The organism is Curtobacterium sp. MCLR17_051 (assembly GCF_003234395.1).
GTDB classification, from domain to species: domain Bacteria; phylum Actinomycetota; class Actinomycetes; order Actinomycetales; family Microbacteriaceae; genus Curtobacterium; species Curtobacterium flaccumfaciens.
Genome location: NZ_QKTA01000001.1, coordinates 92,875 through 107,485, shown reverse-complemented (window position 1 = coordinate 107,485; position 14,611 = coordinate 92,875). Strand labels below are relative to the sequence as shown.

At 70.9% G+C, this 14,611-nt stretch carries 13 protein-coding genes; 10 read left to right on the top strand and 3 right to left on the bottom strand.

From position 1 onward, the window contains the following. Nucleotides 1-83: 83 nt before the first annotated feature. The gene (locus DEJ06_RS00510) at nucleotides 84-1,040 is read right to left on the bottom strand and encodes a metallophosphoesterase (RefSeq protein WP_071405008.1); all 957 of its coding nucleotides are present in this window, start codon (nucleotides 1,038-1,040) and stop codon (nucleotides 84-86) included. Beyond that, nucleotides 1,037-3,598: a transglycosylase domain-containing protein gene (locus tag DEJ06_RS00505; protein ID WP_071405007.1), complete on the bottom strand. Its 2,562-nt coding sequence runs from the start codon at nucleotides 3,596-3,598 to the stop codon at nucleotides 1,037-1,039. The genes DEJ06_RS00510 and DEJ06_RS00505 overlap by 4 nt, the downstream gene beginning before the upstream one ends. Nucleotides 3,599-3,648: 50 nt before the next feature. Between DEJ06_RS00505 and DEJ06_RS00500 the strand changes: the two genes are divergently transcribed. Further along, a complete protein-coding gene (locus DEJ06_RS00500; protein WP_017888699.1) occupies nucleotides 3,649-3,807 on the top strand; it encodes a DUF4177 domain-containing protein in 159 nt (52 codons plus the stop codon). Continuing rightward, nucleotides 3,804-4,265: a RidA family protein gene (locus tag DEJ06_RS00495; RefSeq protein WP_111038062.1), complete on the top strand. Its 462-nt coding sequence runs from the start codon at nucleotides 3,804-3,806 to the stop codon at nucleotides 4,263-4,265. The genes DEJ06_RS00500 and DEJ06_RS00495 overlap by 4 nt, the downstream gene beginning before the upstream one ends. A gap of 79 nt (nucleotides 4,266-4,344) precedes the next feature. Here the strand turns inward: DEJ06_RS00495 and acs are convergent, their stop codons facing one another. Further along, nucleotides 4,345-6,297, bottom strand: coding sequence for an acetate--CoA ligase (acs, locus tag DEJ06_RS00490; RefSeq protein WP_111038061.1), 1,953 nt, complete (start codon nucleotides 6,295-6,297; stop codon nucleotides 4,345-4,347). An 817-nt stretch (nucleotides 6,298-7,114) separates the two neighbouring features. Between acs and DEJ06_RS00485 the strand changes: the two genes are divergently transcribed. The 8 genes from DEJ06_RS00485 (at nucleotide 7,115) to DEJ06_RS00450 (ending at nucleotide 14,599) form a co-directional block, all read left to right on the top strand. Beyond that, on the top strand, nucleotides 7,115-8,044 hold the full coding sequence (locus tag DEJ06_RS00485) for a CpaF family protein (RefSeq protein WP_111038060.1): 930 nt from the start codon (nucleotides 7,115-7,117) through the stop codon (nucleotides 8,042-8,044). Continuing rightward, a complete protein-coding gene (locus tag DEJ06_RS00480) occupies nucleotides 8,041-8,874 on the top strand; it encodes a type II secretion system F family protein (protein WP_111038059.1) in 834 nt (277 codons plus the stop codon). Before DEJ06_RS00485 ends, DEJ06_RS00480 begins: the two co-directional genes overlap by 4 nt. Nucleotides 8,875-8,958: 84 nt before the next feature. Beyond that, complete coding sequence (locus DEJ06_RS00475; protein ID WP_111038058.1) at nucleotides 8,959-9,201, top strand: DUF4244 domain-containing protein; 243 nt, start codon at nucleotides 8,959-8,961, stop codon at nucleotides 9,199-9,201. A 10-nt stretch (nucleotides 9,202-9,211) separates the two neighbouring features. Further along, entirely contained in the window at nucleotides 9,212-9,517 is a 306-nt protein-coding gene (locus DEJ06_RS00470; RefSeq protein ID WP_181431568.1) for a TadE family type IV pilus minor pilin, read from the top strand. Between the two features lies 1 nt (nucleotide 9,518). Further along, entirely contained in the window at nucleotides 9,519-9,998 is a 480-nt protein-coding gene (locus tag DEJ06_RS00465; RefSeq protein ID WP_110863361.1) for a hypothetical protein, read from the top strand. After that, nucleotides 9,974-12,799 (top strand): type I DNA topoisomerase, encoded by a 2,826-nt coding sequence (gene topA / locus DEJ06_RS00460; protein ID WP_111038057.1) that lies wholly within the window; start codon nucleotides 9,974-9,976, stop codon nucleotides 12,797-12,799. Before DEJ06_RS00465 ends, topA begins: the two co-directional genes overlap by 25 nt. After that, nucleotides 12,796-13,431 (top strand): dTMP kinase, encoded by a 636-nt coding sequence (gene tmk / locus DEJ06_RS00455; RefSeq protein ID WP_111038056.1) that lies wholly within the window; start codon nucleotides 12,796-12,798, stop codon nucleotides 13,429-13,431. Before topA ends, tmk begins: the two co-directional genes overlap by 4 nt. Nucleotides 13,432-13,456: 25 nt before the next feature. Next, nucleotides 13,457-14,599 carry a DNA polymerase III subunit delta' gene (locus tag DEJ06_RS00450; RefSeq protein ID WP_071404998.1) on the top strand — a complete coding sequence of 381 codons (1,143 nt, stop codon included), beginning with the start codon at nucleotides 13,457-13,459 and terminating at the stop codon, nucleotides 14,597-14,599. The last annotated feature ends 12 nt before the right edge of the window (nucleotides 14,600-14,611 follow it).

Below are 14,611 nucleotides of genomic sequence, written 5' to 3'. Positions count from 1 at the left end.
ACTCCGTACCGGAGCAACCAGACAATACTATCCGATGATCGGGGATGCTCACGACCATCCGGTGAACTCCCGGGCGCGTCGGCTCAGGAAGCTCGTGCGGTCAGGGTGACCACGACGGCCTCGGGCCGGCAGGCGAACCGGACGGGCGCGTAGATCGAGGTGCCGAGACCGGCCGAGACCTCGAGCCACGACCAGTGGTTGCGGTGCTCCCACTTGTGCAACCCGCTCGCGTACCGGCGGGGGAGGTCGCTGTTCGTGACCAGCGCGCCGACCCCGGGGACCGCCACCTGACCGCCGTGGGTGTGCCCGGCGAAGATGATGTCGGCACCCTGGGTCACGAAGGCATCGAGCACGCGACGGTACGGCGCGTGCGTGACACCGATCGCGACCGGAGCGGGGCCGTCCTCGTCCTCGGACCACGGCACGTCGCTGCGCATCTCGTCGACGTTGGTGGGGAGCAGGTCGAGGCGGTCCCAGTCGCGGTGCGCGTCCGAGGTGCCGAACAGCTCGAACCGGGAGCCGCGGAGTTCGATCGCGTGCGCCTGGTCGTTGAGGTCGAGCCAGCCGAGCGACTCGAAGAACGCCGTCTGCCGATCGATGTCGAGACCGACGGGCTCCGCAGCCTTGTGCATCCGGCTCGGCCCCGAGAAGTACTTGAGCGGGTTGCGCGGGGAGGGCCCGAAGAAGTCGTTCGACCCGTAGGCGAAGACACCGGGCACCCCGCGGAACGGCTCGAGCGCGTACTCCACGGCGGCGTTCGCGGTCGCGTGGCCGAGGTTGTCCCCGGTGTTCACGATGAAGTCCGGTTCGACCAGGCTCAGGTCGCGCAGCCACTGCTGCTTGTCGGCCTGCCACGGGGCCATGTGGATGTCGGAGAGGTGCAGGACGGTGACGTCACGGGATCCTGGCGGGAGCACCGGGACGGTCTCCCACCGGATCCCGAAGCGACGCCGCTCGACGAGCGAGCCCCACGCTGCCGAAGCAGCTCCGACGGCCGCGCCGGCAGCGAGGACACCGAGTGCGGTGCGACCGCGGGTCACTTGCAGTCCTTGGGCGCCTTGCCGTTCTTGTCGCCGTAGAGCTGGATCGTCACGTTGTCGTTCTTGTTCGCCGTGGCGTTGATCGCCGGCTCGACCGCGGCGACCTTGCAGGTCTTGCCACCGCCGCCCTTGGCGTAGCTGTCGGCGAGGTTGACGCTCGTGAACCCGGCATCGTTCAGGGCCGAGCGGGCGTCCCCGAGGGAGTCGCCGCCGATCTCCGGAACGGTCGCCTGGGTGCCGTCCGACGTGTAGACGGTGACGCTCGAGCCCGAGGAAAGGAGCGCACCCGCCGCCGGGGACGTCGAGGTCACGGAGCCGGGGTTGCCCGGGCCGGGGCGCGCCCCACCGTCGACGTAGGTGAACCCGGCGCCCGAGATGGCCGCGCGGGCCTCGTCCGCCGTCTTGCCCTGCAGGTTCGGCAGTGCCTTGGCGTTGCCGCGGATCGCGTTCTGCTGCGGGTCGGTGAACGGGCCAGCGGGGTAGATCGCGTTGATCGGGGTCATCGCCTCGCGCCAGACCTTGGCGCGGTCTCCGGCGTACGTTCCGCCGACACCGTTGCTGTAGTGACGGAGGTTGTTCTTCTTGCCGTCGGTGTTGCCCTGCCAGTAGGCGGTGGCGACCCGCGAGCTCGCGCCGACGAGCCAGATCTGGTCAGCCTCGTCGGTGGTACCCGTCTTGGCGAACAGCTGGGTGCCGTCGGGCGTCTGCGCGCCCACTGCCGTACCGCTCCTGATCGTGCCCTTCATCGCGTAGATCGCTGCCTGGGCGAAGGCCGGATCAACGGCCTGCTGGCAGTCCTTGGTCTGGCCACCGAGCTTCTTGCCGGACGGCGAGGTGATCTCGTCGATGGCGATCGGCTTGCAGTAGATGCCGTTGTTCGCGACGGCCGCATAGGCCGCGGCCATCGTCATCGGAGCGATCTCGTTCGTGCCCAGGATCGCGGAGGGGTTCTGGTATTGCAGCTCTCCGCCGTCCGCACGGTGGACACCGAGCGACTGCGCGATGTCACGGATGTCGCAGAGATCGAGCTTCTGCGCCATCGAGGCGAACGCACCGTTGATCGACCCCGCCGTGGCTCCCATCACGCTCCAGTTGCCGCCCTCGCCGGGAGCGTCGTTGGACACCGGGAAGGGGGTTCCGACCGTCTGGCCACAGATGGTCCAGGGGGACACCGTTCGTTCGGCACCGCTCACGGTCTCGTTCAGGCCGTGTCCGGCCTTGACCCAGTCGAGCAGAGTGAACAGCTTGTACGTCGAGCCCGTCTGGAAGCCGCCCGAGCTGCCGTACTTGTAGTCGACGCTGTAGTTGATGCTGGTCGACGTGGGTGCGGACTTCAGCGACTCGTCGAAGTCCTTGTTCTGCGCCATCGTGATGATGCGCCCCGAACCTGCCTCGATCGAGTTGAGCGTCGAACCCAGGGCCAGGTTCGTCTCGGCCTTGTTGTCGTAGGTGTTCAGCAGGCCCTTCTGCTCGGCGTTCAGGTCGATGTTCAGCGTCGTCTGGATCTTGTAGCCGCCGTTGCGCCACGCGGTATCACGTGCCTTCTGCGACGAGCCGAGCTGCGACATCTCGAGTACGACCTTCTTGGCGTAGTCGCAGAAGAACTGCGAGCCGTCACCGACCGAGGACCGGCAGCCCTGCGAGGGCTGCGTCAGGTGCACGTAGTCCGCCGGCTTCGACTGGCGAGCCGTTCGGTACTCGGCCTCGGTGAGGTTCTTCTGGTCGTACATCGAACGGAGCACGACGTTGCGTCGGGCGACGTTGGCGTCGTACTTCTTCGGGCTCGACAGGTTGCGCGCCTCGGGGTATTGCACGATCGCGATGAGCGACGCGGCCTCGGCCGGGGTCAGGTCGGTCGCGCTCTTGTTGTAGTAGTGCTGCGCCGCGGCCTGCACGCCGTAGGTCTGGTCGCCGAAGTAGGCGATGTTCAGGTAGGCGGTGAGGATCTCCTTCTTGGAGTACTTCTTCGCCAGCCCGATCGCGAGCTTCATCTCCTCCAGCTTGCGGGGGATGGTCTGCTCGACGGCCTCGTTGTAGGCCTTCTCCTGCTCCTTCTTGGTGGGGAGGTTCAGGGCTTCGTTCATCTTGATGTTGCGGACGAGCTGCATGGTCAGCGTCGACCCACCGCCCGAGTCGCCGAGGCCGCCCGCGATGCTGCCCACACCGGCGCGGATGAGCGACGTCATGTCGACGCCGCCGTGGTCGTAGAAGCGCTTGTCCTCGCCGTCGATCGCCGCGTTCTTCAGCTGGTCGCTGATCTGGTCGAACTTCAGCTCTTGGCGGTTCTGGTCGTACAGGGTGGCGAAGTGCACGGACTTGCCGCCCGAGTACGCGTACAGCTCGTTGCGCTGCGGCAGGTCACCGATCTCGATGTACTCCGGCAGGGACTCGAACACACCGATCGTGGACGTCGTCGTGACACCGGCGACGGCGATGGCCGGGGTGACCCCGATCGTGACGAGCAGGCCGGCGAGGGCACTGAACCCGACGAATCCGATGAAGGCGCCGACTGCTGAGACGGGCTTGGTCCGCGATGCAGACGTCTTCTGGGCAGACATAGGATGCAGCCTAAACGACACCCCCGACTGAAAGGCTGGCAAGGAACCGCATGACTCGCTGGGAGTACTTCACCACGCCGCTGATGATCCACAACACCACCGCGATCCTCAACAACTACGGGGACGAGGGCTGGGAGCTGGTCCAGATCGTCACCGGGCCCGAGGGCGGTCTCGTCGCCTACCTGAAGCGCCCCAAGGCCGACGCATGAGCGTCTCCGACCGGCTCGCCGAACTCGGCCTGACGATCCCCGCGGTCGCCGCGCCCGTCGCCGCCTACGTGGCCGCCGTCGTGACGGGCCAGTACGTCTACACGGCGGGCCAGTTGCCGTTCGTCGACGGCTCCCTGCCCGTGACCGGCAAGGTCGGCACCGACGTCGACGCCGAGACCGCCGCCGCGCAGGCACGCGTGGCCGCGTTGAACGCCCTGGCCGCCGTGCAGTCGGTCGCCGGTTCGCTCGACCGCGTGGCCCGTGTCGTCAAGGTCACGGTCTTCGTCGCGTCGGACCCGTCGTTCACCGGCCAGCCCGGTGTCGCGAACGGCGCGTCGACCCTGGTCGGCGAGGTCTTCGGCGACGCCGGCGTCCACGCGCGGAGCGCGGTGGGCGTCGCCGTGCTCCCGCTGGACGCGCCGGTCGAGGTCGAGCTGGTGGTGGAGCTCACCGCCTGACGGCAGTGACCGACGGAACGAACGTGAGCAGGGCCTCCAGTCTGTATCTGACTGGAGGCCCTGCTTCCGTCTGGCGGGACTACATGAGTTCCGCGATGGTCGCCATGATCGTCGGGTCGGCGAGCGTCGTCGTGTCGCCGATGCGGCGGCCCTCGGCCGCGTCGCGGAGCAGCCGCCGCATGATCTTGCCGGAGCGTGTCTTCGGCAGCTCCGGCACGATTACGACCTGGCGCGGCTTCGCGATCGCGCCGATCCGCTTGCCGACCCAGTTGCGGAGCTCCGCCGAGGCGCTCTCGCGGTCGACGTCTGCTGCGGCCTCGGCCGTCAGGATGACGAAGGCGACGACGGCCTGCCCGGTGGTCTCGTCGGCGGCCCCGACCACGGCGGCCTCGGCGACGCCCTCGTGGCCGACCAGGGCGGACTCGATCTCGGCCGTCGACAGGCGGTGTCCCGAGACGTTCATGACGTCGTCGACGCGCCCCTGCACCCAGATGTCGCCCTGCCCGTCGAGCCGCGCACCGTCGCCGGCGAAGTAGCGGCCGGGGAACCGCGACCAGTACGTCTCGACGAACCGGTCCGGGTCGTTCCAGATCCCGCGGGCCATCGACGGCCACGGCTCGGTGATCGTGAGGTAGCCGCTCTCGCCAGGTTCGGCACGGTTGCCGTCGTCGTCGACGATCTCGGCGACGATGCCCGGCAGGGGCGTCTGCGCGGCGCCGGGCTTGAGCTTCGTGACGCCGGGCAGCGCGGAGATCATGATGGCGCCGGTCTCGGTCTGCCACCAGGTGTCGACGATCGGCGTGCGGTCGTGGCCGATGACCTGGCGGTACCACTGCCACGCCTCGGGGTTGATCGGTTCGCCGACGCTGCCGAGCAGGCGGAGGGTCTCGAGGCTGCGCGCCTCCGGGATCTCGCGGCCGGCCTTCATCGCTGCGCGGACCGCCGTGGGTGCGGTGTAGAGGACGGTGACGCCGTACGCGTCGACGAGGTCCCACCAGCGGCCGGGCTTCGGCTCGTCGGGGGTGCCCTCGTAGAGCACCTGCGTGACGCCGTTGGCGAGCGGGCCGTAGACGACGTAGGAGTGGCCGGTGATCCAGCCGATGTCGGCGGTGCACCAGTAGACGTCCTTCTCCGGGTGCATGTCGAACACGTTCTTGTGCGTGTACGCCGCCTGGGTCAGGTAGCCGCCGGAGGTGTGCACGATGCCCTTCGGCTTCCCGGTCGTGCCCGAGGTGTACAGGATGAACAGCGGGGTCTCGGCGGGGAACGCCTGGGCCTCGTGGGTCGGCGCCGCCTTCGCCAGCTCGTCGTGCCACCAGACGTCGCGGTCGTTCCAGGCGATGTCGTTGCCGCCGCGCTTGACGACCAGGACGTGCTCGACCGTGTCGGTGCCCTCGCCGGTCAGCGCCTCGTCGACTGCGGGCTTGAGCGGTGAGACGGCACCGCGCCGCCACCCGCCGTCCGCGGTGACGACGAGCTTCGCGCCGGCGTCCTCGATCCGGGCGCGGAGGCTCTCCGCGCTGAACCCACCGAAGACGACCGAGTGCACGGCACCGATGCGGGCGACGGCGAGCATCGTCACGACGGCCTCGGGGATGAGCGGCAGGTACACGACCACCCGGTCGCCCTGGCCCACGCCGAGGTCGGTGAGCATGTTCGCGGCGCGCTGCACCTCGGCGGTCAGCTCGGCGTAGGTGATCCGGCGCGTGTCGCCGGGAGCGCCCTCGAAGTGGATCGCGACCCGGTCGCCGTTGCCCGCGCGGACGTGCCGGTCGAGGCAGTTCTCGGCGACGTTGAGCGTGCCGTCGGCGAACCACTTCGCGAACGGGGCGCCCGACCAGTCCAGGGTCTGCGTGAACGGGGTGCGCCAGTCGAGCAGGGAGCGGGACTGCTCGGCCCAGAACGCCTCGCGGTCGGCTGCTGCTGCGCGGTGGAGGTCCTCGCCGGCGACCGCGTCGGCCACGAACTCGGGCGGCGGTGCGAAGGTCGCTCCGTCGTCGCCTCGGGGGTCGGTCTGGGTCGGAGTGGACATCGATGTCCTTTCGCGTCGTTGCGGCCTCTGGTGGCATCCGTCGTGGATGCATGCGTGCGTCCGTCGTGGATGCGTGCGTGCATCCGCGGCGGGTGCGTGCGAGCATCCGTCGCCGGTGCCTGCGTGCATCCGGAGACTACCCCTCGGTCGGGTCGGGGCGCGGCACGCCCGGAGGTCGTGTCCGGGGTTGCCCTGGAGGGCCGATCGTGGGGTACAGTAGATCCCGCTGGACTCGTTTCCGGCGGCATCGAATCGGATTCCCCCCAATCCCTCGATGTCAAGGCGGCACCTGTTCCCCCCAACCGGTGCCGCCTCTTCTGTTTCCCGGGGTCCGACTCGAGCGATGGTGGCTCGTCGGGCTCCGCCGTGTGCCCCGATCCGCGCAGGCACGCCGGTCGCGTGGACAGACCGGTCCATGCTCGTGCATGCATTCTGCATGTTCTTGCGTAGCAGGTGCTACGCACAGTCCGGCCGGGCGAAGCGGGGGTGGTGGGTAGCCCTGAGCGCGTCGGTGTCGCATCATCGACCGGGGTACGGCTTTCCGTTTCGGGGGACAAACCGGTCCGTTGGTGGGGCACTCCGACGTTGTCCACAGAAGTGGGGACCGTCTCGGCTGAAGGCCGACGGGCTCCCTACCGTCGGCGGCATGCCCCTGCACCGTGCTCCACTGCTTCCCCGCGCGTCGGCGCCTTCCGCGTCGACATCGCCTGCGTTCTCGGCACCGGCACCGGCACCGGCACCGGCACCGGCGCGGGCGCATGTTCCGTCGGCGCCGTTCCTGCCCGGGGCAGCGCCGCCGGCTCGTCGCCGGGCGTCCGTGGTCGTCGAGTTCGAGGAACTCGCCGCCCTGGTGGCCGATGCCACCGTGACGGACGTCCTGGTGCTCGGCGGCGTGGGGACGTGGGTCGACCGCGGCACCGGCCTCGAAGCCGTGCAGCCGCGACTGACCGAGGCGCGTGCCCGCGAACTCGCGACGCGGCTCGTCGCGCTCGGCGGTCGCCACGTCGACGAGACCACCCCGTGCGCGGACGTCCGGCACGGGGACGGTGTCCGGGTCCACGTCGTCCTCGCCCCGGTGTCCGTCGGTGGCACCGCCGTGTCCATCCGACTGCCACAGGTCCAGCGCCCCTCCCTCGCCACCCTCGAGCGCGGCGGGACCTTCGCGTTCGTCCCGCGGTCGGTCGTCGAGGACGCCGTCGCGGCGCGCCGGAACGTCCTGGTCACCGGCGCGACCGGCAGCGGCAAGACCACGCTGCTCGCGGCGATGCTCGGGAACGTCCCCGTCGACGAGCGGATCGTGACGGTGGAGGACGTCGCGGAGCTCCGGATCGCCCATCCGCACGTCGTCGCGCTCGAGGCGCGGCAGGCGAACGCCGAGGGGGTCGGCGCACTCGGACTCGACCGGCTCGTGCGCGAGGCGCTGCGGATGCGCCCCGACCGGATCGTCGTGGGGGAGTGCCGCGGCGCCGAGGTCCGTGAACTCCTCTCCGCCCTGAACACCGGGCACGACGGGGGAGCCGGCACCGTGCACGCCAACGGCATCGCCGACGTGGCCGCGCGCCTCGAAGCACTCGGGGCACTCGCCGGCCTCGGTGCCGAGGCGCTCGCCCGGCAGGCCGTCAGCGCGTTCGACCTGGTCCTGCACGTGGAGCGACGCGCAGGCCAGCGGCGGCTCGGTGGCGTGGGCACCTTGCGCGTCGGCCCGGACGGGAGGCTCGAGGTGCGCCCGGCGGACGGGCTGCGGTGAGACGACCCACACCCGACGGCCCGGCGCGGGTGGCCGGGGTGCTCGACCGGGTGGCGACGCTGGTCGCGGCAGGCGTCCCGCCGCCGCGGGCCTGGCGGCTCGTCGGCGGGCTGCCCGGGGTCGGAGGACCCTCCCAGCAGGACATCCTCGTCGTCCTCCGCGTGGCGGACCGGACGGGAGCTCCCGTCGCGGAGACCCTCCGCGGGCTCGCCGGCGCGCTCCGACGCGCCGCAGCATCGGACCGGGCGATCCGGGTCGCCCTGGCGGGCCCGCGGACGAGCGCCCGGGTCGTGCTCGCGCTGCCGCTCTTCGGGTTGGGGCTCGGTGCGGCCTGGGGTGCCGGTGCCGTCGAGGTCCTGGTCGGTTCACCGGCCGGTTGGGCGTGCTCGTGCACCGCGGCCGCCCTCGTCCTGGCAGGGCGACGGTGGACCGCCCGGCTGGTCCGTTCCGCGACCCCCGACGGCCGAGTCCCCGGGGTGCTCCTCGACGCCTGGGCCGTGGCGGTCGCCGGAGGCGGGTCGTGGACCACCGCCGGGCAGGCAGTCGCCGAGGCGTGCGCGGGAGCCACCCCGCCCGCCGGGGACGTGCACCGGCTGCAGGAGGTCCTCGACCTCGCCCGGCGTGCGGGGGTGCCCGCCGCGGGGTTGCTCCGCCGCGCCGCCGAGGACGTGCGTGACGAGGCCGCTGCCGACGGGCTCGTGGCGGCGGAACGACTGGCCGTCCGACTGGTGCTGCCACTCGGAGTCTGCATCCTGCCGGCGTTCGTGCTCGTGGGGGTGGTGCCCGTGGTGGTCGGGGTCCTCTCCTCCACGGTGGGCGGGGCCGCGTGACCTGTCCACAGATGGCGCCGAGGCCTCCTCGTCGACACCCCAGCCAGGACACGCTGGTCCCACCGAACAGAAAGGACGGACTCCATGAGCACCACGCCATCCCCCGACCGCCGCACCCGTCGGGCCATCCGCCACCACCGTCGCCCGCGTCCCCTCGTCGCCCGGTGGTCGTCCCAGCTGCGGGACGACCAGGGATCGGCCACCGCCGAGTACGCGGTCGTCATCCTCGCCGCCGTGGCCTTCGCGGGTGTGCTCGTCGCGGTCATGCGCTCCGGCGAGGTCCAGACCATCCTCACCGACCTCGTCCGTGGCGCGCTCTCGCTGTGAGCGCGGCTCGGTGACCGTCGAGTTCGCGGTGGCGCTCCCCGTGGTGGCGATCGTGTTGACCGCCCTCGTCGCAGCCGTCCTCGTCGTCGACGCGCAGGGCCGTCTGCAACTCGCCGCAGCCACCGCCGCCCGGGCGATCGGGCGTGACGACGAGCACCAGGGCCGGTCCGCGGCCGACCGGATCGCTCCGGGGGTCTCGGTCGTCGTCCGGTCGGACGGTGACCTGGTCTGCGTCGACGCCACGCGCGGCGGGACCGGTCCCTTCGCGGCGCTCCCACTGACCGCGACGGGGTGTGCCGCGGCCCGAGGGGGCTGACGTGACGATCCCCGACGGCCAACGCGGCTCGGCGACCGTGCTGCTCGTGGCGGTCCTCGGCGTGGGGGTCCTCGTCGGGTCGACGGCGCTCGCCGCCGCCGGCCACCGCACGCAGGCCCTCCGCGCCCAGGGCGCCGCCGACGCCGCCGCCGTGGGCACCGCGGCGGCCGCCACCGGGCTGGTACCGGGGGAGCCGTGTGCGGTCGCGACCCGGATCGCCACGGCGAACGGGGCCGCCCTCGACGCCTGCGAACTCGTCGCCACCACGGCCCGCGTCCGCGTGGTCGTGGGCACCGGACCGTTCGTCGTCGGCGCACTCGCGGTGGCCGGTCCGGCAGGCGACCCGCCCGAACACTATGTGTATGGTGTGCCTGTCGGCCCGCGGTCACCGATGTCCCGGTCGACCCGGACACGCTCGTGGCCAGGGCCGATCAGCACCATCGATCAAGGAGACACGTGCCAGGCACGAAGAAGCTCGTGATCGTCGAGAGCCCTGCGAAGGCGAAGACGATCGCGCAATACCTCGGTGACGGATACGAAGTCCAGGCCTCGGTCGGACACATCCGCGACCTCGTCGAGCCGAAGAACCTGCCGCCCGAGCTCAAGAAGGGCTCCCTCGGCAAGTTCTCGGTGGACGTCGACAACGGCTTCGAGCCGTACTACGTCGTGTCCGACGCCAAGAAGAAGACCGTCTCCGAGCTGAAACGCGCCCTCAAGGACGCCGACGAGCTCTACCTCGCAACAGATGAAGACCGCGAGGGTGAAGCGATCGCGTGGCACCTGCTGCAGGTCCTGAAGCCGAAGGTCCCCGTCAAGCGGATGGTCTTCCACGAGATCACGAAGGAGGCGATCCAGCGCGCGCAGGAAGCCACCCGTGAGCTCGACACCGCCCTCGTCGACGCGCAGGAGACCCGCCGCATCCTCGACCGTCTGTACGGGTACGAGGTCTCCCCGGTCCTGTGGCGCAAGGTCGCCCCCGGTCTGTCCGCCGGCCGTGTGCAGTCCGCCGCCACCCGTCTCGTCGTCGACCGCGAGCGCGAGCGCCTGGCCTTCGTGTCCGCCAACTACTGGGACCTCTCCGCCCGGTTCGAGAAGGCCGGCGAGTCCTCCTTCTCGGCGCGACTCGCCCGGATCCACGGCACCCGCGTCGCCTCCGGCCGTGACTTCGACGACCGCGGCACGCTCAGCGGTGACGTCGTCCGGCTCGACGAGGCCGCTGCCGCGTCGCTGACGACGGTCCTCGAGCGCGCCGGTGACGCCACCGTCCGCAGCGTCGACTCGAAGCCGTACACGCGACGCCCGGCCGCGCCGTTCACCACGTCGACGCTCCAGCAGGAAGCCGCGCGCAAGCTCCGTCTGTCCCCGCGACAGACGGCTCGCGCTGCGCAGACCCTGTACGAGAACGGCTACATCACCTACATCCGTACCGACTCGGTCTCGCTCTCGAAGCAGGCCATCGACGCGGCCCGCAAGCAGGCAGCGGACCTGTACGGCTCGGCCACCGTGCCCGACAAGCCCCGCCTGTACGCGAGCAAGAGCAAGAACGCGCAAGAGGCGCACGAGGCGATCCGTCCCGCCGGCGACTCCTTCCGCACCCCGCAGGACCTGCAGGGCACCCTGACCGGTGTCGAGTGGCGCCTCTACGACCTCATCTGGAAGCGCACCATCGCGTCACAGATGGCGGACGCGAAGGGTTCGACCGCGTCGATCGTGCTCGGCATCTCCTCCACCGAGTCGGTCGAGGGCATCGCCTCGACCGCGAACGGCACGGATGCCGAGTTCACCGCATCCGGCACCGTCATCACGTTCCGCGGCTTCCTCAGCGCCTACGAAGAAGGCCGTGACGAGGACCGCCACGAGTCGTCCGAGCGTGCGGGCCAGGACGTCGCCCTGCCGAACGTGGCCCAGGGCGAACACCTCGCGGTCACCGACGTCGAGGCGAAGGGGCACGACACCACCCCGCCGCCGCGCTTCACCGAGGCGAGCCTCATCAAGACGCTGGAAGAGCTGGGGATCGGGCGTCCGTCGACCTACCCCACGATCAGCCCGACGATCATCGACCGCGGCTACGTCTCGCTCCGCGGCACGCAGCTGGTGCCGAACTGGATCGCGTTCAGCGTCGTGCGCCTGCTCGAGGAGTACTTCGGCGAGCTCGTGGAGTACGACTTCACCGCCGAGATGGAAGAAGACCTCGACCGCATCGCCCGCGGCGACGCCGACCGGGTGGACTGGCTCAAGGGCTTCTACTTCGGTGGCGGCGAGGACGACCAGCGGGGCCTCCGGACGGTCATCGACAACCTCGGTGAGATCGACGCCCGCGAGATCAACTCGGTCGAGCTCGCTCCGGGCCTCACACTCCGGATCGGTCGGTACGGCCCCTACATCGAGGTGCCGAGCGACGACCCCGAGAAGCCGCGGCGCGTGAACGTGCCCGAGGACCTCGCTCCCGACGAACTGACCGTCGAGAAGGCGAAGGAACTCGTCGACGCCCCGGTGATCGGCGACCGCGTCGTCGGGATCAACCCGGAGACCGGCAAGGAGGTCCTGGCGAAGGACGGCCGCTTCGGCCCCTACGTCACGGAGCGCACCCCGGAGCCCGAACCCACCGTGGACCCGAAGACCGGCGAGGTCGTAGAAGCGCCCGCAGCGGCAGAGGCCCCCGTGGCCGACGCGGCTGCTGCGACCGCGACGAGCGAGACGGCGTCGGCGACCGCGAAGAAGGCCCCCGCCAAGAAGGCGCCTGCGAAGAAGACGACGAAGAAGGCCGCGGCGCCGAAGGAACGCACCGCTTCGCTCTTCAAGTCGATGGACCCGCAGACCGTCGACCTCGAGACCGCGCTGAAGCTCCTCGACCTTCCCCGCGTCGTCGGCCAGGACCCGGAGACGGGCAACGACATCACGGCGCAGAACGGCCGGTACGGGCCGTACCTGAAGAAGGGGACCGACACCCGGACCCTGCCCGGCGAGGACGCGATCTTCGACATCGACCTGCCCGGCGCACTCGAGCTGTTCGCGCAGCCGAAGTACGGCGGCAACCGCACCGCGAGCGCCGCGCTCAAGGAGTTCGACGCCGACCCGGTGTCCGGCAAGCCGATCAAGATGAAGGACGGCCGGTTCGGCCCGTACGTCACCGACGGCGAGACGAACGCGACCATCCCGAAGGGCGAGGACGTCGAGGCCGTCGACCACGCCCGCGCGGTCCAGCTCATCGCCGACAAGCGTGCCAAGGGGCCGGTCAAGAAGAAGACCCCGGCTCGTCGGACGGCGGCCAAGAAGAAGTGACCGGTCGCTTCATCACGCTCGAGGGCGGCGACGGCGCGGGCAAGACGACCCAGGCGGAGCTGCTCTCGGCGTGGCTCGGTGCGCACGGTCGGACCGTGGTCCGCACCCGCGAGCCCGGCGGCACCGACCTCGGCGTCCAGATCCGGCAGATGGTCCTGCACGAGCGGGGCCACGTCGCGCCCCGGGCCGAGGCGCTGCTGTACGCGGCCGACCGAGCCCAGCACGTCGAGACGGTCGTCCGTCCGGCGATCGCACGCGGCGAGGTCGTCCTGCAGGACCGCTACATCGACTCGTCCGTCGCCTACCAGGGCGTCGCGCGCGGGCTCGGCGCCGAGCAGGTCCGGTCTGTCTCAGAGTGGGCGGCGGACGGCCTGGCACCGGACCTCACGATCCTGCTCGACCTCGACGTCACCGTCGGACGCGCCCGGGTGGCCGCGGCGCGGGGCGACACCTTCGACCGTCTCGAGTCCGAGGCTGCGGCGTTCCACGAGTCCGTCCGTCAGGCCTTCCTGGCGATGGCCGAGGCCGAGCCGGCGCGCTTCCTGGTGGTCGACGCCTCAGCCCCGACCGACGCCGTGCAGGACGCGGTCCGTCGAGCGGTCGCCCCGCTCGTCGGGATCGACCCGGCATGACGGTGGTCACTGACAGGATGGTCCCGTGAGCGTGTGGGACGGCCTGACCGGGCAGGAAGAAGCGGTCGCGTCGCTGCGCAACGCGGCCGAGTCCACCGACGGCACCGGCGGAATGACGCACTCGTGGCTCATCACCGGCCCGCCCGGATCGGGTCGGTCGAACGTGGCGACCGCCTTCGCCGCGGCGCTCGTGGGCAACGGCCCCGACGACGACCACACCCTGCGGCAGATCACCGCGAAGACCCACCCCGACGTCTCGGTGCTCACGACCCAACGCGTGATCATCACGATCGACGAGATCCGGCAGCTCGTCACCTCCTCGTACTACTCGCCGTCGGTCGGCCGCTACCGGGTCGTCATCATCGAAGACGCCGACCGCATGACCGAGCGCACCTCGAACCTGCTGCTCAAGGCGCTCGAGGAACCCCCGGAGCGCACGGTGTGGATCCTCTGTGCTCCGAGTGAGGCCGACCTGCTGCCGACGATCCGGTCGCGCGTCCGCTCGGTCCGCCTGCGCGTGCCCGGCATCGAGTCCGTCGCCGACCTGCTCGTCGCCCGCACCGGTGTCGACCGTGCCCTCGCGATGGATGCTGCTCGTCAGGCGCAGAGCCACATCGGCATGGCGCAGCGCCTCGCCACGAGCGAGCCGGCACGAGACCGTCGCCGCCGGACCCTGACGACCGTGCTCGGTGTGCGGAGCGTGGGTGACGCCGTCATGGCGGCCGCTGAACTCCTCGCCGTCGCCGACGAGGACGCCAAGTCCATCACCGAGCAGCGCGATTCCGAAGAGCGCGACGCGGCCCTGCGCTCGCTCGGGGTCGAACCCGGCGGGACGATCCCGCCGGCGCTCCGGTCGCAGCTCCGCGCCCTCGAGGACGACCAGAAGCGCCGGGCGACCCGGAGCCTGCGCGACGGCCTCGACCGGATCCTGGTCGACGTCTCGTCCTTGTACCGCGACCTGCTCCTGCTGGGGCTCGGAGCCCCGGCGGAACCGGTCAACCTGGCCATGCAGGACCAGCTCGAACACGCGCTGCCGACGACACCGCCCGCTGCCGCGCTCGAGGTCCTCGACGCCGTGGCCCTGGCGCGCCAGCGCATCGCGGCGAACGTGGCGGCACTCCTGGCGCTCGAAGCACTGCTCGTCACCATCGCCCGCGCCCGCCGCTGAGGCACGGCGTGC

Bases quoted from the DNA above. Each gene is read 5' to 3' on its own strand.
- acs (WP_111038061.1), bottom strand. From the start codon at position 6,297: ATGTCCACTCCGACCCAGACCGACCCCCGAGGCGACGACGGAGCGACC.
- DEJ06_RS00500 (WP_017888699.1), top strand. From the start codon at position 3,649: ATGACTCGCTGGGAGTACTTCACCACGCCGCTGATGATCCACAACACC.
- DEJ06_RS00475 (WP_111038058.1), top strand. From the start codon at position 8,959: ATGAGCACCACGCCATCCCCCGACCGCCGCACCCGTCGGGCCATCCGC.
- DEJ06_RS00495 (WP_111038062.1), top strand. From the start codon at position 3,804: ATGAGCGTCTCCGACCGGCTCGCCGAACTCGGCCTGACGATCCCCGCG.
- DEJ06_RS00505 (WP_071405007.1), bottom strand. From the start codon at position 3,598: ATGTCTGCCCAGAAGACGTCTGCATCGCGGACCAAGCCCGTCTCAGCA.